22 protein-coding genes are annotated in these 25,764 nt (G+C 26.3%); 7 read left to right on the top strand and 15 right to left on the bottom strand.

Annotated features, from left to right (window positions below):
- Positions 1-25: 25 nt before the first annotated feature.
- The 11 genes from BHAMNSH16_RS10475 to BHAMNSH16_RS10520 all read right to left on the bottom strand — a co-directional run bounded on the left by BHAMNSH16_RS10475 (position 26) and on the right by BHAMNSH16_RS10520 (position 10,822).
- Positions 26-1,312, bottom strand: coding sequence for a hypothetical protein (locus tag BHAMNSH16_RS10475; RefSeq protein WP_069731861.1), 1,287 nt, complete (start codon positions 1,310-1,312; stop codon positions 26-28).
- Positions 1,313-1,458: 146 nt separating this feature from the next.
- A complete protein-coding gene (locus BHAMNSH16_RS10480; protein ID WP_069731862.1) occupies positions 1,459-2,877 on the bottom strand; it encodes a hypothetical protein in 1,419 nt (472 codons plus the stop codon).
- Positions 2,878-3,305: 428 nt separating this feature from the next.
- Positions 3,306-4,619 carry a hypothetical protein gene (locus BHAMNSH16_RS10485; RefSeq protein WP_008729264.1) on the bottom strand — a complete coding sequence of 438 codons (1,314 nt, stop codon included), beginning with the start codon at positions 4,617-4,619 and terminating at the stop codon, positions 3,306-3,308.
- A gap of 107 nt (positions 4,620-4,726) precedes the next feature.
- Positions 4,727-5,116 carry a hypothetical protein gene (locus BHAMNSH16_RS10490; protein WP_008729266.1) on the bottom strand — a complete coding sequence of 130 codons (390 nt, stop codon included), beginning with the start codon at positions 5,114-5,116 and terminating at the stop codon, positions 4,727-4,729.
- Positions 5,117-5,167: 51 nt separating this feature from the next.
- A complete protein-coding gene (locus BHAMNSH16_RS10495; protein ID WP_008729267.1) occupies positions 5,168-5,620 on the bottom strand; it encodes a hypothetical protein in 453 nt (150 codons plus the stop codon).
- Between the two features lie 159 nt (positions 5,621-5,779).
- On the bottom strand, positions 5,780-6,043 hold the full coding sequence (locus tag BHAMNSH16_RS10500; RefSeq protein WP_008729268.1) for a Txe/YoeB family addiction module toxin: 264 nt from the start codon (positions 6,041-6,043) through the stop codon (positions 5,780-5,782).
- Positions 6,040-6,213, bottom strand: a complete 174-nt coding sequence (locus BHAMNSH16_RS14335) for a hypothetical protein (RefSeq protein WP_008729269.1) — start codon at positions 6,211-6,213, stop codon at positions 6,040-6,042. Before BHAMNSH16_RS14335 ends, BHAMNSH16_RS10500 begins: the two co-directional genes overlap by 4 nt.
- Before the next feature lie 72 nt (positions 6,214-6,285).
- Positions 6,286-7,461 (bottom strand): hypothetical protein, encoded by a 1,176-nt coding sequence (locus tag BHAMNSH16_RS10505; protein WP_069731863.1) that lies wholly within the window; start codon positions 7,459-7,461, stop codon positions 6,286-6,288.
- 82 nt (positions 7,462-7,543) lie between these two features.
- Positions 7,544-9,418 carry an ankyrin repeat domain-containing protein gene (locus BHAMNSH16_RS10510; RefSeq protein ID WP_083250064.1) on the bottom strand — a complete coding sequence of 625 codons (1,875 nt, stop codon included), beginning with the start codon at positions 9,416-9,418 and terminating at the stop codon, positions 7,544-7,546.
- A gap of 267 nt (positions 9,419-9,685) precedes the next feature.
- Entirely contained in the window at positions 9,686-10,240 is a 555-nt protein-coding gene (locus BHAMNSH16_RS10515; RefSeq protein ID WP_069731865.1) for a DUF2271 domain-containing protein, read from the bottom strand.
- 72 nt (positions 10,241-10,312) lie between these two features.
- A complete protein-coding gene (locus BHAMNSH16_RS10520; protein WP_008728028.1) occupies positions 10,313-10,822 on the bottom strand; it encodes a nitroreductase family protein in 510 nt (169 codons plus the stop codon).
- Positions 10,823-11,225: 403 nt separating this feature from the next.
- Between BHAMNSH16_RS10520 and BHAMNSH16_RS10525 the strand changes: the two genes are divergently transcribed.
- From BHAMNSH16_RS10525 to BHAMNSH16_RS10535, 3 genes are all read left to right on the top strand, one after another.
- Positions 11,226-12,293, top strand: a complete 1,068-nt coding sequence (locus BHAMNSH16_RS10525) for a DNA adenine methylase (RefSeq protein WP_069731866.1) — start codon at positions 11,226-11,228, stop codon at positions 12,291-12,293.
- 123 nt (positions 12,294-12,416) lie between these two features.
- Positions 12,417-12,968: a 5-bromo-4-chloroindolyl phosphate hydrolysis family protein gene (locus BHAMNSH16_RS10530; RefSeq protein WP_069731867.1), complete on the top strand. Its 552-nt coding sequence runs from the start codon at positions 12,417-12,419 to the stop codon at positions 12,966-12,968.
- A gap of 39 nt (positions 12,969-13,007) precedes the next feature.
- Positions 13,008-14,270 (top strand): toxic anion resistance protein, encoded by a 1,263-nt coding sequence (locus tag BHAMNSH16_RS10535; protein ID WP_008730685.1) that lies wholly within the window; start codon positions 13,008-13,010, stop codon positions 14,268-14,270.
- 391 nt (positions 14,271-14,661) lie between these two features.
- Here the strand turns inward: BHAMNSH16_RS10535 and BHAMNSH16_RS10540 are convergent, their stop codons facing one another.
- Together BHAMNSH16_RS10540 and BHAMNSH16_RS10545 are read right to left on the bottom strand one after the other, a co-directional pair.
- Positions 14,662-16,053, bottom strand: coding sequence for a sodium-dependent transporter (locus BHAMNSH16_RS10540; RefSeq protein WP_008730686.1), 1,392 nt, complete (start codon positions 16,051-16,053; stop codon positions 14,662-14,664).
- Between the two features lie 24 nt (positions 16,054-16,077).
- A complete protein-coding gene (locus BHAMNSH16_RS10545; protein ID WP_008730687.1) occupies positions 16,078-16,638 on the bottom strand; it encodes an OmpA family protein in 561 nt (186 codons plus the stop codon).
- Positions 16,639-16,897: 259 nt separating this feature from the next.
- On the opposite strand from BHAMNSH16_RS10545, the gene ppdK reads away from it, so the two are divergent.
- A complete protein-coding gene (gene ppdK, locus BHAMNSH16_RS10550) occupies positions 16,898-19,906 on the top strand; it encodes a pyruvate, phosphate dikinase (RefSeq protein ID WP_008730688.1) in 3,009 nt (1,002 codons plus the stop codon).
- A 160-nt stretch (positions 19,907-20,066) separates the two neighbouring features.
- Here ppdK and selD read toward each other — a convergent pair whose 3' ends face one another.
- Positions 20,067-21,143: a selenide, water dikinase SelD gene (gene selD / locus BHAMNSH16_RS10555; RefSeq protein ID WP_008730689.1), complete on the bottom strand. Its 1,077-nt coding sequence runs from the start codon at positions 21,141-21,143 to the stop codon at positions 20,067-20,069.
- Positions 21,144-21,471: 328 nt separating this feature from the next.
- Here selD and BHAMNSH16_RS10560 point away from each other — a divergent pair, with 328 nt between their 5' ends.
- The 3 genes from BHAMNSH16_RS10560 (at position 21,472) to BHAMNSH16_RS10570 (ending at position 24,624) form a co-directional block, all read left to right on the top strand.
- Entirely contained in the window at positions 21,472-21,903 is a 432-nt protein-coding gene (locus tag BHAMNSH16_RS10560; protein WP_008730691.1) for a PepSY-like domain-containing protein, read from the top strand.
- Positions 21,904-22,179: 276 nt separating this feature from the next.
- Positions 22,180-23,184 carry a C45 family autoproteolytic acyltransferase/hydrolase gene (locus tag BHAMNSH16_RS10565; protein ID WP_069732025.1) on the top strand — a complete coding sequence of 335 codons (1,005 nt, stop codon included), beginning with the start codon at positions 22,180-22,182 and terminating at the stop codon, positions 23,182-23,184.
- Positions 23,185-23,232: 48 nt separating this feature from the next.
- Positions 23,233-24,624, top strand: coding sequence for a DUF4132 domain-containing protein (locus tag BHAMNSH16_RS10570; protein ID WP_039954057.1), 1,392 nt, complete (start codon positions 23,233-23,235; stop codon positions 24,622-24,624).
- A 339-nt stretch (positions 24,625-24,963) separates the two neighbouring features.
- Here BHAMNSH16_RS10570 and BHAMNSH16_RS10575 read toward each other — a convergent pair whose 3' ends face one another.
- Entirely contained in the window at positions 24,964-25,713 is a 750-nt protein-coding gene (locus tag BHAMNSH16_RS10575; protein WP_008727686.1) for an SDR family oxidoreductase, read from the bottom strand.
- Between the last annotated feature and the right edge of the window lie 51 nt (positions 25,714-25,764).

The raw sequence follows: 25,764 nt of genomic DNA on the forward strand, positions 1-25,764 counted from the left end.
AACTAAAAATTTTTAGATATCAAAATCAATTAAATAAATAATACAAATAATGCTCTTTATTTACATACTCTTTTATATTTTTATAGTCAATAAATATTTTCCCGTATCCTTTTTCTTTCATTATTATAATAAATGAATCAGTTATCCCGAAAACTAAATTATCTATATTTGAATAAAAATCACTAGGGGCATTATATTTTTTTAATAATTCTTCTGGATCATTTACCAAGTCTTTAAGATAGGGGCTTATTAATTTCTGACTTTCCATCTCAAATGTCATAAACATATTATCTATTTCAGCAAGCTTAAAATCTTCTAGCTTTGAAACTCTTTTATATAAAGATATTGTCTTATCATCATAGTATAATATATTAAAACTTTTAAACTCTTTAAGTTCATTATAATAATCAGCATAATTATCAATATAATTTAATATACTCTCATCCATTAATGATTTCCAATGTCTTTTTTTAGATTCTTTTACATACGATTCTACTATATTCTTATTTTCATTTATTTTATCTTTCAAAAACTCATCTGAAAACTCTCTAACTCCATTAATAGAAGAATTTATTTTTTCTTTTCCATTAATAAAAAGATAATCAAAATTAAATACATTACCTGAGAATATTCTCTCAGAACTGAATAAAATACTTTTATCATTATACAAACCCAATATATCTATATTATGCAGTCTTATTATTTCTGCTTCATCTTCCCTTATAATTTCAAAAGTTCCTTCTATTTTTACAGGATCTCTTAAAGTTTTTTTAATATTATCGCCAACATAGTCAACAATACTGTCATAAGGCTTAAACTCAATAACATAGTCAATTTTTGATTTTAATGTATCATCTAATTTTGTCTTGAATTTTATTTCAGCAAAAGTTTCAGGCTCATATCCATAAGATTTATTACCCTCTGATGAGTGTTTATTAATTAAAATTGTATTATCTTTATCATAATAATTTTTAACTCCTATTCTTTCGGATGAAAAGTAAACATCATTTATAATAAAGCCATTATCATTATTTATATATACTCTTCCTAGATATGGGAACACATTATCTTTAGGGAAGTATAAATCATTATGATTTTCAATATCATTTGTTCTATATTCATAAACATAAATATATATATTGTTAATTTTATCTTTAAGCATGAAAAAATTATTTTTATAAAATCTTACAGGATTTTTTTTAGCATTATTTTTCGGTATATTAAGAATTATTATGACAGCAGCTACTAAAATTACTACTGCTAACAAAATTATTATATCCTTATCCATAAATTTAGTTATTAAATTTTTCATTTTTTGCTATGTCTCCTATTATTGTTATGTTCGTCCGCTACTAGTTCGGCCTATAATAACCTATTTGCTCTTGTTTAATTCTATATTCAACTTTTATATTTTAAATTATACCCTCAGCATTATATAAAAATCAATTATAAAAACAATTATTGTCTATCAAAAAAACTAAATAAAGAATGACTTCTATTTAGATAATTTTTTAAATCATTTGATGAAATAAATATTCTATTTGCAATTTTTTCATGTGCATTTTCTAAATCATAATCTTCATCGCTAAGAATTAGATTTGTGTATTCAGGCATTACTATAATTCCTGTATATGTTAAAAGAAATATTAAATTATCCATATTCTCATAAAAATATTCGCCAACTACATAATTAGATAATAACTCTTTACTATCAATAACTAAATCTCTTAAATAAGAACTTACACTTTTTTCTCCGTTTAATTCAAATATAAAAGAATGATTTTTTACTATAGCTTCATCGCTTCTTTCATCTGCTTTTACAGTTCTTTTGTATATACATATTAATTCATCATCATAGTATAATATGTCAAAGCATCTGAAGTCTTTAAGTTTCTTATAATATATAATACCAATTTTATCAGCATAATAGGCTTTGTTTTGGTCATAGTGATGGAATTTTTCTATAATAAATTCTTTATTTTTTAATTCTTCTTCAAGCTCTCTTCCTTTTTCTTCTTTAAAATTTTCATCAAAATAATAAGCCCCGCTGATAGCCGTATTTATTCTTTCTTTGCCTCTAATAAAAGGATAATTGAAATTAAATAAATAATTAGTAAGCATTTTTCTTACTTCGTCCATACCAAGATAAGCTGAATATTTATCATCAGTAAAAGTAGTCTGTTCTACTGGAATATAAAACTCTCTTATTTCCATTTCAGGCTTTCTAATAACCTCAAAAACTCCTTCTACTTTTCCTCCTTCAATATCCATAGTATATTCAATTTCTGATGTTCTTTCATAATCGAATTCTCTTTTGAATTTTATCTTTAATAAAATTTCTCTATTGTTTTCTTTTGAACTCCAACCGCCAAATTTACGTGATTCTTTCCATGAATTTTTATAAGGATCATCGTATTTAAATTGCTTTTCCTCTAGTCTTTCAAAATAAGCCATATCATAATCACGGTAAACATTAATTTGATTATTATTTAATTCATTAGTTTCACGAATCATTAATTTATTTTCGCTATTTATAAACATTTGACCTGTAAAAGAAGCAAAATATTCACGTGCAAAATTATCAAATTTTGATTTAAGTACATACTTAATTTTACCGCGATATTTTCTGTACCATTCATCATAATTATTATCTTTATATTTATAGCAATTAATATATATATTATTTACTCTATCTTTCAGCATAAAAAAACTTTTTTCATATACCAATATTTTATTTTTAGCATACCATTTTTTTGCTTTCTTCTCAATTGTAAAAATTACAGCTAGAAAAATGGCAATCGATCCAAACAAAATAGGCCAAAAATAGTCACTAATAAGAAAAAGTCTTAATGGTTCCAATATTCCAAATGATATCATAAATAACTCCTATCATTGTTATGCTCGCCTTCGCCTAAAGGTTTGACTTAATAAATTAAGTCAAAGGCTTCGGCTCGCTTGTTAGTTGCTATGTTGGCCTCAGCTTAATATGATCTGCCAACTAAAGTTGTCAGTTGCTCGTTTATTGCTTTAAAAATTATTTTTTATTGTTATGTTAGCCCACACGAAGTGTGCCTACTTGGTTCGCCTAAAGGTTTGACTTAATAAATTAAGTTACACGTCTGTATCCCTGTGGGAAAGGCTTCGGCTAGCTTATTAATTATTATGCTCATAGCGATAAACTTACTTAATATATACTGACAATTTTTAAGTTTGTCAATTTTTATATTTTTTCAACTTTTTCCCGCCTTCGCTCTGCGGACTTCGTCAAAGTTGCAAAAAATGCAAATACAAAATATAAAAATTAATTATCTCCTATTAAAAAATTTAAATAAGTAATGACTTTCATTTAGATAATTTTTTAAATGATCTGTAGCTATAAATATTCTTTCTGCAGTATTTTCTAAATTCATATCTCTATCATTAAGCTCCATATTTGGGTATTCAGGCATTACTATAATTCCTGTATCTGTTAAAAGAAATATTACATTATCTATATTATTATAAAAATTATCAGTAAGTTCATAATTAGATAATAATTCCTTACTATCAGCAACTAAATCTCTTAAATAAGAACTTATACTTCTTTCGCTTTCTAATTCAAATATAAGAGAATGATTTTTTAATATAATTTCTTTAGGTGCTTCTACTTCTACAGTTCTTTTGTATATGCATATTACTTCATCATCATAGTATAATATATCAAGGCATCTAAAATTACTAAGTTTATTATAATATGCAATACAAGTTTTATCATCAAGACAGAATTTATCTTCTAAAAGCTCATCTTTATGGTTCAATTTCTCTTCAAGCTCTTTTCCTTTTTCTTGTTTGAATTTTTCATCATAATTATAAGCTCCGCTGATAGCCTTATTTATTCTTTCTTTTCCCTCAATAAAAGGAAAATTGAAATTAAACAAATAATTAGTTATCATGTTATTCATGTCAGACCAAGCTGTATCATAGGAATCTATCTGTTCAATTGGAAGAAAAAATTCTTTTATTTCTATTTCAGGCTTTCTAATAACTTCAAAAACTCCTTCTATTCTTTTATTTTCAATATCCATAGTATATTCAATTTTTGATGCTTTTTCATAATCTAATTCTTTTCTGAATGTTATTCTTGTCAATTTATCTCTTATTCCTTCTTTTGACTCAAATTTATCTCTCTCTTGTATAGCTGAATGATTTTGTTTGAAATATATTTCTTTAAAATATTTAACATCATAATCATAATAAACTATAATTTGATCTATGTATAACGGACTAGTTTCACGAATAATTAATTCATCGCTGTTATTTATAAATATTTGCCCTGAAAAAGAGTCAAAATATTCATGTGCCCACAAATCGAAATCTAATGAAGGAGATACATCTCTCAGCTTACGGCAGGATGCCCCATATGAATAATAATGTTCATCATATTTAATTTTATAGCAATTAATATATATATTATTTATTTTATCTTTCAGCATAAATAATTCTTTTTCATTTAACCATATTTTATTTTTAGAATACCATTTCTTTAGCGACGGTAGAATTTTACCAATATTAAGATATAATACCAGAGGACCCAGAAATACAATAAAAACTAAAATACCTATGATAAGTTCAATATCCATAAATAACTCCTATTATTGTTATGCTCGCTTGTTAATTGTTATGCTCGCCTTTTATTATTGCCAGCGATAAACTTGCTTAATAATATAATCGTTTATCGCTGTAAAAATTATTTTTTTTGTTTTATTACATTGATTATAATGGGTTCTTCTCCGCTAATATTATAAATAAGTTCAAGTGATGTATCAGTAAATTTAAATTCTGCATAATTGCCGTCTTCATCTGCAGTTTTATAATAATTATCTGACACTTTTAATAAGTTTTCATTTAGCATACCGCCTTCATAATTTTCTCCACTTATCATAATTCTTATACCTTCAGAACCTACTGTTACAATCATTTTTCTTATTTTCTCTTCAGAATTATTAGGGTCTCCAACATAAGTGCCGTACCATTTAGGAGATATTACACCTGATTCTTTAGGATATGCGGATAAATTCATTACTAAAAAACTTGGAACTAATAAAGCGAATAAAAATTTTAAAATACGATTTTTCATATAACCTCCTTATAGCATCTAATTATAATTTTATTCATATTAAGATATTTCTCAATATTTTTTTCCTAATTTAGGCAAATTAATTGATTTAAGCTTCTGCGTGCCTTCATAAACAGACATTTCAAGTACTCCATTATTAAATTTAAACTCCATATGAGCATCATTTGTAGATATAGTTTTATAATGATTATCTGATACTTTTGATAAATCATCATTTCCTATAGCTCCTTTTACAGCTCTGTCGCTTTCTAGTATAACATCCGCACACTTTTTTACAACTTCTATTGTAGATTCATCATTAGGATAATCAATTTCTAACCCATCATAACCTACAATTACATAAACTGATTTCATATATGTTTCATCAGCTGACATAAAATATTGCCCATATAGGTCTTCAGGGATATTTGTGTTTTCTTCTGTTTTCTTAGAACATGAAATATTAATTAATAAAAAACTTGAAATTAATAAAAAGAATGAAAATTTTAAAATTCTACCCTTCATATCATATAACCTCCTATGGTATAGGATTATAAATACATTTTTTAATTATGTCAATAAAAAATTTGTTCATGTATAAAAATATTCGATATTCTTTACTAGGCTTCATTAGAAAATATATTTATTTTATAAAATATAGTATTAAATCATACTAAATAATAATTATTCTTTACTATAATGATATTTGCAAGATGTTATTATTAAGTTATCATTTTCTATATGATAAACTAATCTATGCTCTAAATTAATTCTTCTTGAATATAAATCTTTTTTATCATATTTGAATTTTTCAGGCTTACCTATACCAGAATATGGATCTATAATAATATCCTTAATAAGTTCATTAATTTTCTTTACAATTGTTTTATCATTAGATACCCAGAAGATATATTCCTGCCAAGCTCTTTCATTAAAAACTATTTTCATTTTTCAAGCTCTTCAAGTTCTTCTAAAGTCTTAACTATAACTTTTCCATTAGTTTCCATATCTATAGCTTCATCAAGATACTGCTGTTCTTTTATTATATCAATGATTTTTGTTAAACTTTCTTCAGGCATACTGTCTATAATATTTATTAATTCTTCTTTAACTGTCATAATTATTCCTTAACAATTACTTACTAATAGTATAAATAATAATTAAAACAAAATCAAATTTTCATTTATAAATTAATTAAATAAATAAGCCAAATAATTATCTTTCTTTATATAATCTTTTATATTCTTATTATCAATAAATATTTTTCCATATCCTTTTTCTTTCATTATTATAATAAATGAATCAGTTATACCGAAAACTAAATTATCTATATTAGAATAAAAATCACTGTTGACATTATGTTTTTTCAATAATTCTTCAGGATCTTTTACCAAGTCTTTAAGATAAGAGCTTATTAATATTTGACTGTCTAACTCAAATATAGCAAAGAGATTATTTATTTCGGCAAGATTAATATCTTCTAATTTTGAAAATCTTTTATATATACATATTATTTTATCATCATAGTATAATATATTAAAACTTTTAAACTCTTTAAGTTCATTATAAATATTATTATAATCACTTATATAAGATAAGACGCTATCATCAAATAATGACTGCCAATCTTTTTTATAATATTCTTTTACATACGATCCAATTATACTATTATTTTCTTCTATTTTTTCTTTAACAAACTCATCTGAAAACTCTTCAGCTCCATTAATAAATGAATTGATTTTTTCTTTTCCATTTATAAAAAAATAATTAAAATTAAATACATTATAAACGAATCTTTCCTCAGCTTTCTTTAATGGTGATATTTCTGAATTATACAAACTTATTACTTCTGCCTCAGGCTTTCTTATGATTTCAAAAACACCTTCTATTTTTACAGTCTCTCTAAAAGTGTTTTTAAGTTTATCTGCAGTAGAATCTATAACATTTGTATAAGGATCAAACTCAATAATATATTCTATTTTTGATTCTGATGTATCATTTAATTTTGTTTTGAATTTTATTTCAGCAAAAGTGCTTATCAAATTATTGTTATATCTATCATAATAATTATAAACTTCTATTTTTTCAGATTTTACATTAGCCTCATTTATAATAAATTCATTATTATTATTTATATATATTCTTCCTTTATTGTTAGAGTAATTTTTATATAAATAATTATAACTTTCAATATCATTTTTTTTATATTCATAAATATAAACATATATATTGTTTATTTTATCTTTAAGCATAAAAAAATCATTTTTATAAAATTTAACAGGATTATTTTTAGCATCATTTGTAAGTATACCAATAAAGACAACAGCTGCCAATATCACTCCAGCTATAATTATTAATTCTATCATATAACTCATAACTCCTCATTATTAGTTTTCCAATAGTAAAAAATATAAGCAATAAGTTATTAATATTTTTATTTGTAAAAATTTAATCAAATAAATAGGACAAATAATGCTCTTTATTAACATGTTCTTTTATATCATCTAAAGGAATAAATATTTTTTTATGCCCTTTATCTTTCATCAATATAATACCAGCTTCAGTTATAAGAAAAATTAAATTGCCTATATTATTAGAAAAATTACTATTATATCTTTTTAATATCTCATCAGCATTATTAACAAAATCTTTAAAATAAGGACTTATTAATTTTTCATTATCTAAATCAATTATGAGAGATATATTATTTACTGTAAGATTATTATTAGTTTCTATTTTAGCAAATCTTTTATATACACATATTGTCTTATCATCTAAATATACTATATTATTAACATTATAAAAATCTTTAAGTCTATCATAATATTTAGTTTTAATATCGTTTAATGACATACTCTCATGTTTCTTTAAAATCTGTTCAACATTTATCTCCAATTCATTTTTTTCATCAGAATACGATTTATTATCTCCGTTTATATATGCATTAATTTTATCTTTATTCTTTATATTGAAATGATATAGATTAAAGAAATAGGAAAGCATTCCTATAAAACGATTACCTTTTGAAACCTTTTTAAACATTAATCTAGAATATTCTACATTAACATTAGTATTTCTATTTACTTCAAAAACTCCATTCATAATTTTAGAGTCAGCTATTTCCGCAATATACTCAATTTCATTTTTATCACTCTTTATAAAATCATAAAGAGAACAATCGAATTTTATTATAGCTTTTTCATTTGCTTCTATGTCAACATCATACCAGCTAAAATATTCCTTATCATTTTTTTTATTATCATACAAATCATAAATAGCAATATAATTCCCCGTTAAACTACTGTTTATATTATAATATCCTTTTAGCTTATTATTATTTATAAATATATTTCCAAAAAAACCCAGCATTGTAGATAATAGTCCGAAAGAATAATAAGTATAACAGTAAATATACATATTGTTTACTTTATCTTTAAAAGTTATAAACATTGTACTCTCTTCATAAATATTAGGAATATATCTTCTTTTATATACATAAATAAAAGAAGCAAATAAAGCAATCATAATAGCTATAAGAATTAAATATTTACCAAATACCAATTTAAAATAATATAAAAAATTATCAGTTTTAGCACCGCTTAAAACTAATTCAGCCGCTATATCTTTATTGCCTTTATCAAGTGCTATTTCAAGCCCTTTGTCTAAATTCATTTTGAATTTATTTCCAAAGAATAAAAATTTCTTTTTTAATAGACTTTTTAATATAAACTCATTTTCATTATTAACAGCTAACAAAAACTCATCATTTACATCATCATTGTCTTTATAATGTTTCAAAATAACTTCAGCAGCATCATAAAAATAATCGTCTACAGCACTGTAAAGAGGCGTTTTACCATTAATAGATTTTTTATAAATATCAGCATTATTTTCAATTAAGAACTCTATTATATCAGTTTCGCCCCTATATCCTGAATAAGTATAAAGCAAAGTATAGCCGTCATATACTCCGTTTATATCATATTTTTGTATAAACTTCTTAACATCTTCTAAATCACCATAACCTTCTGCAGTACTTTGATATTCATCTTCTAAACTATCTATTTCTATAACATTATATTTTTTATAAAGTTCCATTTTCTCTTTTAATGCTTTTTCTTCTTCCTTTTTTAGCAAGTTTTCCATATATTCTTTAGGGTCTTTTGCCATTTCTTTTAATTCATCTTTATTTGTAAACATTGCATCAAAAAGTTTTTTATAGAAATTAGTATCATATTCCTCTGAGTATAAAGAGTATAAAAATAAAGATGATATTATTAATAAACTAAAATGTATAATTATTCTGCTAATAGTTTTTTTCATTTTCATAAATCTCCAATTAATAATAGACTTTTTTCAAAATTCTTTGACAAGATTATATATAAAAAATTTAGTAATTATCAATTATAAAATAATGTTTTATATATTGTATAGCTTATTATTTCTATTATGTAAATATGCAGTCCTTTCAGATGCCTACGAAAAAGAATCTAATACAATATACCTAGTCTCCGTAATTATAAATAGTTTTGGAACCAAACTAATATATACTATAGTAACATATATGTCAATAAAATAATAAACTAGTATTTAAGGTATAAAACTTACATTCACATTTTTTATTATATCCATATTTTTAGCTTCAGGCTTTGAATATTTTGATGATGCTTTTTGTGAATTAGCTTGATTTCCTATATTAATCACAGAAGTATAAAGCACATTATTATCCTGATATATAGTAGCTTCAACAACTATTCTATAAGCACCATCTTTTACAATATTTCCTTGATTATCTTTGCAATCCCAAACTATATTAACTTTTCCCTGTTTAGGTGTGGATTTAGATACTGCATCAACTATTTTTTTATCTATTCTTGATGCATTAGCTTTTTTTTGCCAATTATTTAATGATAAAGGTCTTTTTTTCCAGCCTTCTCTTCTGCCTGTAAAATCTGTAATATATATTGTGGCTATATAATTACCGTTATTATCTTCAGCCCAAACAGCTATTTGATTACTTGCAAATCCAGGTCTTTTTGTATAGTCAAAACTTATATTAACTTTTTTAGTATTGTTCTGAGCATAATTTTCATTGATGTATGATACAGTAAAAATCATAAATAATATAATAAAAAGTTTTTTCATAAATAATCTCCTAATAATTAATTTTTTTTATTTTTTATCATATTATATTAATTGATTTTTAATTATTAATAATCAATACTTTTCATAATGTATTTTATTTGGTTCAAATCTATCAGGCATTTGAGGCTCTCCATCTGGATATCCTATAACAACAAGTCCTAAAGGCTTTATATGTTCAGGCAGATTAAAAAGGTTTATAATTTCATTCATTCTCTCTTCGCGAGGTGCAATGCCTATCCATACACTTCCTAAATCTTTAGCCTTTGCTGCAAGCATTAGATTTTCTAAAGCTGCAGAACAGTTTTGCTGCCAATAAAGTTTACCAGATTCATCGGATAAATCCCCGCATACAACTATAGCTAAAGTAGCTGTATCAAGCATTTTAGCATAAGGGTGAAAGTTCATAATTTTATCTAGTGTTTCCCTATTTTTTACTACTATAAACTCCCAATTTCTTCTATTGTTAGCAGAAGGGGCATACATAGCTGCTCTTAGCATATATTCTATTTTTTCATCTTCAACCTGTTTGCCTTTAATATATTTTCTTATGCTTCTTCTTGTAAATAAGATATCTTCATTCATATAAACATCACTCCTTAAAATTATTTTTTATTATTACTTATAATAAAATTTGTTCAGTAAAATACTATATAATGTTATAGTATTATAGGTATTTTTATATTCAGTTATTTAATATTCTAAAACTATTATATAATAAATATTGAAAAATTAAAATTGTTAGAATACTAAAATTTATATTTTAATTATCAAAAATTATAATGTATAAAATAAAGTTATAATAAGTTTAAAAAATTGTTTACATGCCCCGCCCTTTATATTTTTTACTTTTATTAAACATTGAAACTTTTTTATTTTCTTAATTTATTTTAAAAAAGCATGCCCACCCAAGATTTTTTTATATTTATAAATTACAGTTTTTATGTTAAAGTTTTGTATATTGTTAATGGATATAAGGGTATAACTGATGAACTATATAGGAAGCAAATTATCATTATTAGATTTTTTATATGAAAGCATATTTTCAATAATAGATGATAACTGTTCTTTATTTTGCGATTTGTTTGCAGGTACGGGCATTGTCGGAAGGTATTTTAAATCAAAAAATTTTTCTGTAATAGCTAATGATATTCAGTATTACAGTTATGTTTTAAATAAACATTATATAGAGAATAATAAATATTTAAATTTTGATGGTTTAAAAGAAGAAATAAAGGAGTTAAAAGAAGTATCTGTCGAGGAAAAGTATTTAATTGTATGCGAATATTTGAATAATATAGATTATAAAAATTATGAAGAGGGTTTTATTTACAATAATTATTCTTTGGGCGGAACTAAAGGCAAGGAGTTTGAAAGGATATACTTTTCAGATGAAAACGCTATTAAATGTGATGCTGTAAGAATGAAAATAGGAGTATGGTTCAGTAATAAAAAAATCAATGAAAATGAATATTATTTTCTTCTTGCTAGTTTATTGGAAAACATAGATAAATGTGCGAATACGGCTTCAGTTTACGGAGCATTTTTAAAAGATATAAAAAAAACAGCTTTAAAGACTTTTTATTATTATCCTGCAGAGTTTGTTGTAAGCGGTACAGAACATAAAGTGTATAATGAAGACGCCAACAAATTAATGGAAAATATTAAAACTGATATTTTGTATTTAGATCCGCCGTATAATAGAAGACAATATTCTGATAATTATCATATACTTGAAACTATAGCTAAATATGATAATCCTGCAATAAAAGGAAAAACAGGACTTAGAGATGACAGAATAAAATCATTATACTGCAGTAAAAATGATGTTTATAATGCATTTGAAGAGTTAATAAATAAATCTAATGCTAAATACATATTTTTAAGCTATAATAATGAAGGTTTATTGTCATTGGAAGATATAAAAAAAATAATGTCTGCTAAAGGCGAATATGGAGTATTTAAAAAAGAATACAGCAGGTTTAAAGCAGATAATAAAAGATATAATTCAGATTCAAAAACATTTGAATATCTTCATTATGTTATAGTGAAATAAAATAATCAATATCTTGCAATATTATGTTTATTCATTATAATATATACTAAAGGGTCGTAAATATATTTTACTTTATATTATATATTATAGTTTTATTAATTTAGTTTATTTGAGAGGATATATATGGCAAGAGATGAAGATGATTTTATTTTTCAGAGATTGAGACAAAATATACAGAGGAATTTTCCCAGAGAAGATGATGTAAATAGTTATAACCCAAATAATTATAATCAGAATAATCATAGAAAAGATAGCTACTCAAATGAAGACAGTTTAATAATTTTAGAAACTCAAAGAAATATAGATAAAATCGCCAATTTCGCTCAAAAAATAGATGATCCGGAACTTACTCCTGCATTGAAAGAAATGATAGGTATATTAAAAGAAATGGCTGATTATTCTAAGGTAAATAAAGAAGGTGAAAAAAAACTAGAAAAAATAAATGAATATCATCTTCCAACAGCCATAAAAATGCTTGATTCATATATAGATTTCTGTAATTTTCCTGTAAAAAATGAAAATATGCAAAAAACGGCACAGGAAATAGAAGATGTTATAATAAAATTAAATGAAGCATTGAAGAAAATGCTTGTAGAGATGAATCAGAATAAATTAATTGATATAAATAGCGATATAGATGTATTAAAAAACATGCTTGAAAAAGATGGTTTATAATAAAAAGTAAAAAAAATATATATAATAAGGAAAAGTTTTATGGAAAATAATGAAAATCAATTAAATAATTCACAGTTTAGTAATATTCAAGGACAAAATACAGTAAATAATCAGCCTATTGAGCAAGGTCAGAATTTTACTCAGCCTAATGTTCAGCCTTTAGTACAAAATACAATGCCTACTAATATGCAGAATACTATTAATACTCAAAATTATAATACTCAGAATGCAGCACAGCAAGTTCTTAATGATATGAACAGTATTTCAAGCAAGCAATTTACTCCTGAAGAGTTAGCAAAAATAAATGAAGTGTCAAATAATATTAATTTGAAGGATTCTGTTTCTATAATGTCTTATGGTTCAGCGGCACAAAATAAGATGGTACAATTTTCTGAAAATACTTTAAGCAATGTTATGAATAAAGATTTAGGCGAGGTAGGAGATGCAATTACTGATGTTATAACAGAGCTTAAAAGTTTTGATATAGAAAATGAAACTAAAGGAAAAGGTATATTTGGATTTTTTAAGAAAGCTACAAATAATCTTACTAAATTAAAAACTAAATATACTAATGTAGAAACTAATATTGATAATATAGTAAAAACTTTAGAAGCACATCAGAGAAATCTATTAAAAGATATAAGTATTTTAGATCAAATGTATAATTATAATTTAGAATACTTAAAAGAATTAGAAATATATATAGAAGCAGGAAAACAGAAACTCAATCAATTAACAACTAATGAAATACCTGCTTTAGAAGCAAAGGCTATGGCAAGCAATTCCACTGAAGATGCACAAATGGCTAGAGATGTAAAAGATTTAGCTAATAGATTTGAAAAAAGAATACATGATTTAGAGCTTACAAAAACAATTTCTATACAAACAATACCGCAAATTCGTTTGGTGCAGAATAATAATGTTATAATGACAGAAAAAATTCAATCTACAATAACAAATACAATACCTCTTTGGAAGAATCAAATGGTTTTGGCTATAGGACTTCATCATTCTAATGAGGCTGCAAAAGCACAAAGAGCTGTTACTGATACTACAAATGAATTATTGAGAAAGAATGCTGAAATGCTTAAAACTTCTACAATAGAAACTGCTAAGGAAGCAGAGAGAGGAATAGTTGATATTGAAACCTTAAAACATACAAATCAGCAGCTTATATCTACTTTAGATGAAGTTATGAAAATACAAACAGAGGGCAGAGATAAAAGAAAAGCAGCTGAAGCAGAATTAAGAAATATAGAAAATGAACTTAAAACAAAAATATTAAATATATCAAAAAATTAATATAAAAAATACTCATCTGTATACAAGAATATATAGATGGGTATTTTTATATGATAAATTATCAATTTTTTATATGTTTAATAATAAAATATCAAAAATATATATTAAAATTTTAAAATAAGTTATAAAACTTAGACAAAATAGCTTATTATAATTCCCCGCCCTTTTAATTTTATAATCATATTTGTAATGTTAATTTTATTTATATTTAAAACCTAAACTGTAAAAGCACACCCGCCCAAGATTAAATTAAATTTTAGAATTTAATTTAACGCACGGTGAATAAAATTTTATTTATTGATAAGTTTAGAATTTATAACAGACTTTTTTATTATAGCCGGCTTCACGTGCGTTGTGAGAATAAGTAAACTATTTTTATGTATTTTAATTTTTAAATAAAAAATCTATTTACATAATCTATCACAAATATAGCAAGCACTATAAAAGGCAGAATATATGATACATAGAATCTAGCCCATTTAGGAAATTTGATTCCTTTGCCTGTATCAGCTTCTTTTATAAAATTATCCCAGCCCCAGCCGAAATTTCTAGTACAGAATATTAGTATTATTATACCGCCTAAAGGAAGAAAATTGTTGCTCACAAGAAAATCAAGCCCGTCAGCTATAGTGCTTCCTTCACCAAGCGGATTTATAAATGATAATAAATTAAATCCTAAAGCTGTAGGCAGACTCAATATAAATATAGTAACTGACACTATTATAGTAGTTTTTTTACGAGGCATTTTAGTTTCAGACATGGTAAATGCAATTAGGTTTTCAAATACGGCTATAATAGTTGTTAATGCTGCCATAGATAAGAATAAAAAGAATAAAGCTCCCCATAATCTTCCCAAAACCATAGAATTAAATATATTAGGTAAAGTTAAAAATACTAGTCCTGCACCTTCTCCGGGATTGATTCCGAAAGAAAATGTTGTAGGAAATATAACAAGTCCTGAAAGAAATGCTATTAAAGTATCAAGCCCCATAACCATAACGGATTCACCTGTTAAGGAATAATCTTTATCAATATAGCTTCCGAATATAGTCATAGCTCCTATTCCTAAACTCAAAGTAAAGAATGACTGACCTATAGCGGCATAAGCTACAGAGAAGAATCCTTTTATACCTCCGCTGAACATTTTATTTGTATCAGGAAGTAAATAAAATTTCAGTCCTTCTTTAGCATTAGGAAGCGTAACGGCTCTTATTATAAGTACAAAAAGAACAAGAAGAAGAAGAGTCATCATGACTTTTGTAACCTTTTCAACACCATTTTCAAGTCCCTTCATACATACGAAAGTTGCTATTATAACAGTTACAGTCATCCAAAATATCAAAGTAGAAGGAGAAGCAAGAACTGAATTAAAAAAATCTACTACCTGCTGAGGATTAAGCCCCTGAAGTTTTCCCATAGCCATAAAATAGCAGTATGATAAACACCAGCCTGCCACAGTAGTATAAAACATCATAAGAAGTACACATCCGAATATTTGTATATATCCTACTATATGCCATTTACATCCTTTTTTTTGTAAGGCTCTATAAGAACCGGCTAAATCTCTTTTTCCGGCTCTTCCTACAGCGAATTCCATTACAAGTATAGGAAGTCCTAATATCACAAGTGAAATTAAATAAAGCAGTACAAAAAGTGCCCCTCCGTACTTTCCTGTGATATAGGGAAATCTCCATACATTACCAAGTCCTATAGCACATCCTGCCGAAACTAATAAAAAACCTAATCTGCTGGAAAGTTTTTCTCTATTATTATTATCATGCATAATTTACACCTATAAAAAATGTTATTATTTTGACATTATCAAGTTATTTATATAATTGGTATATACATTCATATCATTGCTGTTTTCTATTAAAATAAATTCTACTCTTCTATTTTCTTCAATTTTTTGATATTCGCTTAGTAAATCCTGAAGTCCGTAATTAGTAAATTTATTTAAAATGCCGTTTGTTACCGCTAAATATACATTATAAGACCTATTATATGATAAATCATCAATATTTTTTCTATTATATAGGAATAATATATCTGTTTTATCATATCCATTTGTAATTTTTTTATATTCATCAGTGCTTGTATGACCTTCTACAATAATCATCATAATATTAGTGCTTGTGCTTACATCTCCGACATATTTAACAGTATTTAAGTATTTTTTTAAATCTAATTCTCCGCTGTTAAATTGAAACAGTATATTTTTAGGTACTATTAATACTTTTCCTCTTTCAGTCATTTTATATTTATATTTTATTTCTCTTGGTTTTCTATAAGTTGATATTACTATTGCTCCGTAAGCATTGATAGCTATTAATAATGCTGCAAAGAGTATATTTATTTTCTTTAACATATTTTAACTTTCCTTTTTTACTTGAAGTCATTATACAATATATAAAAAAAATTTAAATATTTTTTTGTTATCGTATAAAAATGCAGAAATAAAAAATTATATAAATGCAAAGCCTAATTTATTTTAAAAATAAGTTAAATATAAAAAAATTGATGAATTTTTTACAATAAAATTGACAATAAGAAAAATAACATTATACTATATAATAAGTAATGACTTAAAATTTATATGAATATTTTATTTTAGAGGAGAGTTTATTATGGCATCAAAAAAGATGGTTTACTTCTTTGGTAATGGTAAATCTGAAGGCGCTAAAGAAACAAAAGCTCTTTTAGGCGGAAAAGGTTTAGGACTTGCACAAATGACAGAAAGTAAAGTACCTGTACCTGCTGGTTTTACAATTACTACAGAAGTTTGTGATTACTATTCAAAAAATAAGTCATATCCTAAAGGCTTAGAAAAAATAGTTGATGAAAACATCAAGAAGCTGGAAAAAGCAATGGGTATGCAGTTCGGAAATCCAAAACAGCCGCTTTTGGTTTCAGTTCGCTCAGGAGCTGCTATATCTATGCCTGGTATGATGGATACTATACTTAATCTAGGTATTAATGAAAAAGTAGTAGAAGGTCTTGTAGAAAAAACTAATAATCCTAGATTTGCTTGGGATGCTTATAGAAGATTTATACAGATGTTCGGTGATGTTGCTATGGGTGTTGATCATGATAAGTTTGAAGAGATATTAGATGAGAGAAAAAGAGATATAGCACCTAAAGTTGGAAAAGCTGAAAAAGATGTTAAAGATACAGATTTAGATGTTGAAGATTTAAAAGTAGTAGTAGAAAAATATAAAGCTATGTATAAAGAGGATAAAGGAGAAGAATTCCCAGAAGATCCTAAAGTGCAATTATGGCATGCTATTAATGCAGTATTTAGGAGTTGGAATAACCCTAGAGCTGAAGCATACAGAAAATTAAATGACATAAGAGGTCTTTTAGGTACTGCTGTAAATGTACAGGCTATGGTATTTGGTAATATGGGAAATACTTCCGCTACAGGCGTATGTTTCTCTCGTAATCCTTCTACAGGTGAAAATAAATTCTATGGTGAGTTCTTAATCAATGCTCAAGGTGAAGATGTTGTTGCAGGTATTAGAACTCCTCAGGAAATTACATTGGAAGGCAGTTTAGAATGGGCTAAAAATAACTCAATAAGCGAAGAAGAAAGAAAATCTAAGTATCCTTCTCTTGAAGAAGTTATGCCTAATGTATACAAACAATTAGTAAGCTATAAAAATCAATTAGAAAAATATTACAGTGATATGCAGGATATGGAATTTACTATTCAGGAAGGCAAGCTTTATATGCTTCAAACTCGTAATGGTAAAAGAACTGCTGCTGCTGCTGTAAGAATAGCGGTTGAACTTGCTGAGGCTAAAATAATATCTAAAGAAGAAGCTATAATGAGAGTAAATCCTTCTGATTTGGATCAATTGCTTCACCCAATGTTCGATCCTGCTGCTAAGAAAGGTGCCAAAGTTCTTGCTAAAGGCTTAAATGCTTCTCCTGGTGCTGCTGTTGGTAAAGTAGTATTTGCTGCTGACAGAGCTGAAGCTATGAAAGAAGCAGGAGAACAGGTTGTACTTGTTCGTATAGAAACTAGCCCTGAAGATATTAAGGGAATGAATGCTGCTGAAGGTATATTAACTGCTAGAGGCGGTTCTACTTCACATGCTGCTGTTGTTGCACGCGGTATGGGTAAATGCTGTGTTGCAGGCTGCAGTGCTTTGGAAATAGACTACGCTAATAAATGTATGAAAGTAGGTGATGATATAATTAATGAAGGCGATTATATTTCTATAGATGGTTCTACAGGCGAAGTTATGTTAGGACAGGTTGCTACTAAAGATTCAGAAATGTCAGAGGACTTCAAAAAACTTATGCAATGGGCTGATGACATAAGAATAAAAAATAAATTTGAAGTTCATACTAATGCTGATACTCCTAATGATGCACAAATTGCTAGAAAATTCGGTGCTGAAGGTATCGGACTTTGCAGAACTGAGCATATGTTCTTCAATGCTGACAGAATTAAGAGTGTAAGACAGCTTATACTTGTTGCAGAAGAAGTTAAGCAGTTAAAAGAAAAATTAGAAGCTGCTGAAAAAATTGGCGATAAGAAAACTATAGAAGAACTTGAGCCTTTATACAGAGAGCCTAGAAAACTTTATGATGAGGCTTTAGATAATATTCTTCCTATGCAAAGAGAAGACTTTATCGGAATATTTACCGCTATGAATGGATATCCTGTAACAATAAGACTTCTTGATCCGCCTTTGCATGAATTCATTCCTCATGAAGATTCTCAATTGCAGGAGCTTTCTAGTGAAATGAATGTTCCTTTTGATAAACTTAAAGCCATAAGAGATTCTTTACATGAATTTAACCCTATGCTTGGACATAGAGGCTGTCGTCTTGGTATTACTTATCCTGAAATCTATGATATGCAGGCTAGGGCTATTCTTGAAGCTGCTGTAAAAGTTAAGAAAAATGGCGTAGATGTTCATCCTGAAATAATGATTCCTCTTGTAGGTACTTTAAAAGAATTAAAAATCATTAAAGACAGAATCATTAAAATAGCAGATGAAGTATTTGAAAAAGAAGGTTCTAAAGTTGATTATAAAGTTGGTACTATGATAGAAGTTCCTAGAGCTGCCTTAGTTGCTGATAAAATAGCTACAGAAGCAGAGTTCTTCTCATTCGGTACTAATGACTTAACTCAAATGGGAGGCGGTTTCTCAAGAGATGATGCCGGTAAATTCTTAAAAGACTATGTTAATAAAGAAATATACGAAAAAGATCCTTTCCAATCATTGGATCAGGAAGGTATAGGAGAGCTTTTGAGAATTGGTGTTACTAAAGGAAGAGCTGCTAATAAAAAACTTATTGTTGGTATATGCGGTGAACATGGAGGAGATCCTGCTACAGTTATGTTCTGTTATAGTATAGGTCTTAACTATGTAAGCTGTTCGCCTTATAGAGTTCCTATAGCTAGACTTGCTGCTGCTCAGGGAATAATAAGCTATAAACCAGCTAAAAAAGCTGCTGCTAAGAAACCAGCTGCTAAAAAAGCAGATAGTAAAAAAACAACTGTGAAAAAAACAGATAGTAAAACTGCATCTGCTAAAAAAACAGCTTCTAAAGTAACAGCTTCTAAAAAAACTGCAGCTAAAAAAACACCTGCTAAGAAAACTTCAGGAAGAAAAAAATAATAGATAAAATATTTATATAAATGAATTTTGAAAGGGCTTGGCTTTATATATAAAGTTAAGCCCTATTTTTTATTATTAATGTATATTGTGCCTATAATAATTAATAAAAACAAATTTATTTTTTTATCATGATGAAAATTATTAATTAATATTATTCTAATTATTTTATTAGATGTATATATTCTTTTTCTTTATTTTTCACTTTTCCTATAATGCATGCACAGTCAATTCCTTCACGCCATAAATCAGCTAATATATTTTCTGCATTATCTTTATCAGCACATATAAATAGCCCGCCAGATGTTTGAGGATCGAAAGAAAGCATTTTTAAATTATAATCAACATTATCATCTACTTTTATATTGTCTCCTACATAACGCATATTAGTAAAAGCAGCTCCCGGTATACAACCCATATCAAGTACTTCATAGCTTTTATTAAACATAGGCAATGCTGATGATTGAAGCTCTATAGTTACATTGCTTGCTTTAGCCATTTTGTATGCATGTCCTATGAGTCCGAATCCTGTAATATCAGTAGCACATTTAACATTATATTTATTCATAACAGAGCAGGCTTTTTTATTTAATGTCTTCATAGAATCAAAAACATCTTCTATATAAGATTCCTTGATAAGACCTTGTCTCATAGCAGCTAAGCAAGCCCCTGTTCCAAGAGGTTTAGTAAATATTATAATATCTCCGTCTTTAGCTGCTGAATTTGTAGTTATTTTATTTGGATTAGCAAAACCAATAACAGCCATTCCATATTTTACTGTTGTATCTGTTATTGTATGCCCGCCTACGACTAATACTCCGGCTTCTGTTGCTTTATCCTGTCCGCCCTTAAGCATATTAGCTAATATATTTAAAGAATCATCTTTTGGAAACATAGTAATATTTAAAGCTAATTTAGGTTCTCCTCCCATAGCATAAATATCGCTTATAGAGTTGCATGCAGCTATTTGTCCAAATCCGTAAGGATCTGCTATTACAGGGGGAAAATAATCCACTGTAAATATTAAAGCATTATCATCTGAAATTTTATAAACTCCTGCATCATCTCCTATATCAACATCTGAAAGCAAATTTGAATCTGTTTTTATCTGCATTAAAGGAGCAAGCGTTTTTTCTAGTAAATCAGGCGGAATTTTGGCAGAACAGCCTCCCTCCAAAGCACATGATAATAATTCTATTTGTTCTTTTGTTTCTTCCGTATTATTTGTAATATTTGACATAATAAGCACCTATAAATTAATTTTTATATTAATAGAATATATACTATACAATGGAAAATTCAAATATTTTATTTAAATAATGTTTTTTAAAAGCTTATATTATATTTAATTATCTATAAAAGTAAATTTTTTTTACTTTATTCAGATTATAAAAGTATATATGTTGTATTTGTATTATAAAATCTATAAAATATATATTTTAAGTAAATTTTTTGTAAATTATATGTAAACTATATTGACAAATATACGATTTAGGCTATACTTATAATTGTAAAGATAATTTACATATAGCAAAACAATAAAAAATAAAAACAAAAGGAGATTTACTATGACTAAAAAATTATTCGCTTTATTAATAACTTTAACTATAATTTCTACTTCAAGTGCTTTTGCTGATTTGGTAGTACCAGCTTCTTCACTTCCTCAGAGGGCTAGAAGTTTCATACAGCAAATTTATCCAAATGTACAAATATGGAAAGTAGAAAGAGATGACGGAAAATTTGAGGTAAAATTATCTAATGGTGCTAAAATAGATTTCTTATACAATGGCGATTGGCATAGCATAGACGGTGAGTATAATGCTGTACCTTTCTCTGCTTTACCTGCTAATATAGCCAGCACTATAAGAAACACTTATCCTCAGGCTGCTGTTATAGATGTAGAAAAAGAATGGGGTAATTACAAAGTAAAATTAAATAACTTTATGGAATTATTTATCTCTGCTAACGGACAGTTAATGGGACAGAAATTTGATGACTGATAAATACTGATTAAATACAAATATTGAAGATTGTTTATACTAAGATACTAATTATTTATTGAAAAATACCAACAAAGAGAGGGAGTTAAAAAATAGCTTCCTCTTTTTTTGTTTAAATAAAAAAGCATCTATATATTTTTATAGTTTTATTCTGCCCGCCCACCCGCCCCCTTACTATATTTTTTAATACTTAAAAAAATTTTTTATTCATATTTACTTAAAATTTTTATTATGCTAGCCTTTGTATAAATATTATAATTATATTGGAGATATAAAATGTATCATTCAAGATTTAAGGGCAGTCATTATGAAGCTGGATTTAAATATGGTAAATTGCTTTCTAAAAATAATATTAACCCATTAGAAAAAATTAAAATATCAAATGATAGAAAATATTTTGCTAATAAATGCATGCCAATATACAATCAATTTTTTCCTGAAATAATAGAAGAAATAAAAGGAATATCCGACGGACTAAATACAAATGATAATATAAAAATAGATTATAAAAATATATGCGAATTTTTATTTACAATATATGCTTTTACTTTTGATAATAAATGTTCCTCTTTTGCTTTCAAAACAGATAATGATATAATACTTGTCAAAAACAGTGATTTTTTAAAAGATATAAAAAATTATTGCGACAGTATGTATTATAAAATAAATAGTTCTTATTTATTTATTGGCAATACTACAGCATTTATAGAAATTGAAGATGGTATAAATGAAAAAGGACTTGCAGCAGCATTAACTTTTGTGTATCCCACAAAAATAGATTACGGATTCAATGCCGGAATGATAATAAGATATATTTTAGAGAAATGCTCTACTGTTGATGAGGCTTTAGAGTTTTTAAAAAATATTCCAATTTCATCTGCACAGAATATAATATTGGCAGATAGAAAAGGAAGTATTGCATTAATAGAATGTAATTGCAAAAAAGTAGAAATAATTAAAAATGATTATGTGTTTATATCAAATCATTTTGTAAGCAAGTCTATGAAAGAATATAATACTAATATTGAAGATGATATTTATTCTAATGAAAGATATATAACTATGGAAGATGCATTCAAAAATTATGATTATGATTTAAATTTTGCAAAAAAACTTATTTCAGGAGAGTATGGATTTTTATGCCAATATGATAGAAAACTCAATTTTGATACTGTTTGGTCGGCAATATATTCAATAAAAAACAAAAAAGTATATATAGCAGAAGGAAATCCGTCAAGAAAAAAATTCAAAGAGGATAATAGATTAAAATTTGATTATTGATTTTATTTTATAAATAGTATATTTTGTATGAAAATATTTTAAAGGTTTATTATAGTGCTTTCATTAGAAGAGATTAATAACATAGTAGAAAAAAATTATAATAAAAAATTTGATAAAACTACTTCATTTATAGATGATTCTATAATATCAAATGTACTTATAAAAGATAAAAGCAGTAAAGTTACAAGTAAGGTAATAAGATATATTTTAGGAGAATACTTAGATATAAAAGAGGCTTACAGATTAAGAAATGCTGATATGATAGGTAATTCTTTAGATAGTGAAAGTTTAAATGAGGCTCTTGAAAAAGTATATAAATTATGGAATGAGGATAATAAAAAGAAATCAATACTTTATCCTTACTGCATATTTGCAAACAATATACAGCTTGATAATTTATACAAAAGGGCAGTATCTATTGCAAGCGGAAGATTCAAATTGGCATGCTCTATGCTTGAGGCTATTGCTTTAAGCGGTACAAAAAAAGGTTTAGCATTAGTATATGAAGCTTCTAGGAAATTCAAGCAGGCTAGTGTCAAAAATACATGTTCATTTATTATAGAGGATATAACTAAAAAATTGGGTATAAGTAAAGAGGAATTTGCTGATAGGATTATACCGGATTTCGATTTTGATAGAAATGGGATTAGAATTATAGAAAGCGATAATAAAAAATTTAAAATAACATTGAAGCCTGATTTTACTATATCAATATTCGATGAAATAAAAAATAAAGAATACAAAACATTACCGAAAGATTTTCCTCAAACTCCTAAAAAAGAATTAACAAAATTAAAAAGTGAAATAAATAAAATGCTTAAAACTCAAACTGATCGTTTGCTGTTAGTATTAATGGACGGCAGAAAATGGACATTAAATGAGTGGAAAGAAATATTTTTTGATAATCCTTTTATGAGAGCATTTGCTGTTAAGCTTATTTGGGGTGTATATGATAAAGATAATAATTTATTAAGCACTTTTAGATATATGGAGGACGGTTCATTTAACAATGCTGATGATGAAGAAATGAATATAGAAGATAATGCTTTAATAACTTTATTGAGTCCTATGGAAGTTAATAAAGAATTAATAGAAAAATGGAAAAATCAGCTTTTAGATTATGATATAATTCAGCCTTTTAATCAATTATCTTCAGAAACTAAAGAAGATTTAATTGAGAGAATACCTGACAAAGTAACTGCAGGAAGTATTAAGAATGCTGCATTAAAATTAGGTATGGATAAATCAGATGAGGGAGGATTTATAAATTTTTATTATTTATATGATTACTATAATAAAGCTGTTGTTGTTATAGAAACTTCAAATCTTTATTATGGTTCTAGTACTACAGATGAAATCAGTATTAAAATAAAATTTAAAAATGCTAATGAAAGATTTGAATATGGGGCATATCTTATATTGTCTAATTATCTAAAATAAATTTCTAAATTTAAATATCACTTGGGCGGGGATGCTTTTTCAAAGTAAGTTATGAAGTTAATTAAAATTAGAATTTAAAAAATAGGCATCAAAGAATAAAGGGCGGGGTATGTAAATAGATTTTTTGCCTATTTTGATTCCCACCCTATAGGCTTTTTGAATTTATCTGTTATTTTTGTTATATATTATTTTAAAAATTTTTTCTGTAATTTTAGATGTCCACCCAAGAGTTTTTTAAATTTAGAATGAATACACCGCACGAAAAATGAAATTATATATCTAGGTTCATTAATAATAACATGTTATTTATATATGAAATTTAATTAACCGTGCGTTTAATTAAATTTCCAATTTCCAACCCTCATCATTATGATATATCATAAGTTTTGTCATACCACCGTCTACAATAATATTTTCTCCATTTATAAAATCATTATTACAAAGAAACCAAGCAGTACTAGCTATATCAGAAGTTTTTCCAACTTTGGCACTAGGATGCTGAAGTATATCTTCCTTGCTGAATGAAGCATCATCAATAGTATTAATCCAACCCGGACTAATAGAATTAACTCTTACTTTATGAGATAAACTTACTGCCATAGCATGTGTTAAAGAGATAATAGCTCCTTTAGCAGCACTGTAGCTTTCACTGTCTTTTTGCGACATAAAAGCCCTTGTAGAAGCAATATTTATTATGCAGGATTTTTCATTGAAGTGATTCATTAAATTTTTTGTTATTTCATAAGGGGCAGCAGCACCGATTTTAAAAATCTCTAAAAAGTCATCATAACTGCAGTTACTTAAAAGTCCTTTATTTGAATAGCATGCATTGTTTATTAAATAATCTATATTTTCAAATTTTTCTATTACTTTGTCTGTAAATGATTTTATAGATTTTTCATTATCAATATTATCATTTATAAATAAGCATTCTCTGCCGATATCTTTTATTTGTTTATATAGCTTTAATCCGTTTTCATTGTCCTTATCAATAAATGCTATATCGCAGTTGTTTTTTGCAAATAATAATGCAATTTCTTTTCCTATTCCGTTTGATGCACCTGTTATTATACAAACTTTATTTGCCATTATAAAACTCCTAATTATTCATTTTTAGTTAACATTATATACAATAATATG

Origin of the sequence: Brachyspira hampsonii (assembly GCF_002214805.1) — a bacterium.
Lineage (GTDB): Bacteria > Spirochaetota > Brachyspiria > Brachyspirales > Brachyspiraceae > Brachyspira > Brachyspira hampsonii.